The organism is Variovorax sp. P4_D9, assembly GCF_056401695.1.
In genome coordinates this window covers 1-2,100 of record NZ_JBFUIU010001195.1, presented here as the reverse complement: position 1 = coordinate 2,100, position 2,100 = coordinate 1, and the positions used below count along the sequence as shown (strand labels likewise).

At 63.9% G+C, this 2,100-nt stretch carries 1 protein-coding gene and 2 pseudogenes; 2 read left to right on the top strand and 1 reads right to left on the bottom strand.

Features of this window, described 5'->3' with window-relative positions:
* Both AC1DY5_RS52895 and AC1DY5_RS52890 read left to right on the top strand, forming a co-directional pair.
* Nucleotides 1–314 (top strand): annotated as a pseudogene (locus AC1DY5_RS52895) (IS110 family transposase); the annotation flags it as partial.
* Nucleotides 315–438: 124 nt separating this feature from the next.
* Nucleotides 439–537, top strand: a pseudogene (locus AC1DY5_RS52890) (group II intron maturase-specific domain-containing protein); the annotation flags it as partial.
* Between the two features lie 348 nt (nucleotides 538–885).
* On the opposite strand, the gene AC1DY5_RS52885 reads toward AC1DY5_RS52890, so the two are convergent.
* Nucleotides 886–2,100: porin (locus tag AC1DY5_RS52885; RefSeq protein WP_478122227.1), on the bottom strand; the 1,215-nt coding region annotated here is incomplete at its 5' end.

Here is a 2,100-nt window from a genome sequence, read left to right as displayed (position 1 = left end):
CCACCCGATTGCGCCGCGGCGGCAAGTGGCTCAAGACCACGCTGGTGCAGGCCGCCTGGGCGGCCGTGAAGGTCAAGGACGGCTACCTGCAGGCGCAGTTCCACCGGCTGYGCGCTCGCCGCGGTGCCAAGAAGGCCATCATCGGCGTGGCCGCCTCCATGCTCACTGCCGCCTGGCACAGGCTGCGCGACGGCACCGAATGGCACGACCTCGGCGCCGCCCACTTCGACCGCGCCGACGCCCACAAAACTGCCAACCGCCTGATCCGACCGCTCCAACAGATCGACTACGCGGCGCAGGTCACACCTGTTTGAAGAGGGACGTTTCATCTCAGCAATCGGGATAGGGGCCGATCAACGGAGACCGGACCCCTCCCACACCACTCGGCATGCGGGTCCGCACCGGGCGGTTCGAGAAGTTGAGGTCAGCATAGGCGGGGACCAAGACGGTCGGTTGCGGCACCGCCTGCGTGCCATCCAGTTGAGGTTCTGGGGTCGGGGTCCAACCATCTACCGTGAACTGCGCGCCTTGGGCGCCAGCCCCGACGATGTAAGCGACGGTGAGCACGCCTTCGCCGCACAGTCGCCCCATTTACGCCGCCTCGCTTTGGCCACAAGGGCTTCGCGGCATCTTGCCCGCTCGCCCTGCTCGGCAGCGCCTCGTATGAGTTCGTGTTCCTCGACTCGCGGTTTCGCTCCCCGCTTCCTCCCCACGCTCGGTCGCCCTCGCGCAGTTGCGGTTTGCTTCGCTCGCTGTGGCCAGCTTGCGGGAGGACTTGCACCTCCAAGATCGCGCCCATGCTGGGCGCACAAGAAAAAAGCCACTCGACTTTCGTCGAGTGGCTCTTAAAACTTCCCATTGATGCTGGCTTACGCCAGCGTCAGATCAGAAAGCGTGACGGATACCGAAGTCGTAACCCGTCGAGTTCTTCGGGGTCAGGATGCCGCCATTGATGGTGCCGCCGGTGAAGTTCACGTTACCGCCGATGTTCAGGTCAGCACCGTCCTTGTTGTTGATGCGCGCCACCGTTGCGTACAGGGCCGTACGCTTCGACAGGTTGTGCACGTAGCCGAGGGCGATCTTGTAAGCGCTCGGGTCATCGCGCACGCCGAAGACCTGTTGCACAACACCCAGGGTGTTGCTGTAGTCGACGGCCGAGTAGGCAACGCGGATCAGGCCAGGACCAACCGGCACGGTTGCGCCAAGCAGCCAGCCCTTGGCCTTGGGATCAGCCACGCTGAAGATGCCAGGAAGGGTGAGGGTGGATACGTCGTTCTTGAGCTTGGCATCCGAATACTCGCCGAACAGCTTCACGATGCCGAAGTCCCACGAAGCACCCACGTTCCAAGTGTCGAGGTTCTGGGTGATGCCGCGGTAGTAGTTGCTGGCCACGGTGGATTCACCGTACGCCACAGCGACGTCGAGCGGGCCGTTGGCGTAGCCGACGCGACCACCGGCGTAGCGGCCGGCACGTGCGTTGTTGCCAATGGCTGCGAGTGCCGGGTTCACGAGGATCGCGGCAGCGCCAGGAGGCGTCACGGTACCCGGATCGTACGAGACCGATTCGTTCATGGCGTACATGACCTGGCCATAGAAGCCACCCAGGTTCGGCGGCAGGAAGTAGCCGACCGAGTTGCTGGCGCGAACGTACTGGTTGTTCGCGGTGAAACCGTTAGTGACGGCGCCGCTGGAGCTGAAGCCGTTAGCCGTCGAGATCAGGTTGGTACCCACGCCGTTGGTGCCGAACGGGTCGAACACGGTGTCGTTCCAGAACGTCGGGGTGTAGTCGCGACCGAGGCGGACTTCACCGAAGGCGCCCGACAGGCTCACCGTCGAGCGACGGTTGAAGTTCAGACCACCGCCGCTGACGAAGGGGGCGTTGGAACCACCGGCACCAGTGTCGTTGTTGATGCCGGCTTCGAGCCAGAAGCTGGCTGCCAGGCCACCACCGAGGTCTTCCGTGCCACGGAAGCCCAGACGGCTGGAGTTGTAGCCCGAKGTGCTCTGGGCCCATTGGCTCTGCGTGACGGCTACACCGAACGCGTTGTCCGACTTAGATTCGTAGTAGCTGACGCCAGCGTCAAGGACACCGAACAGCGT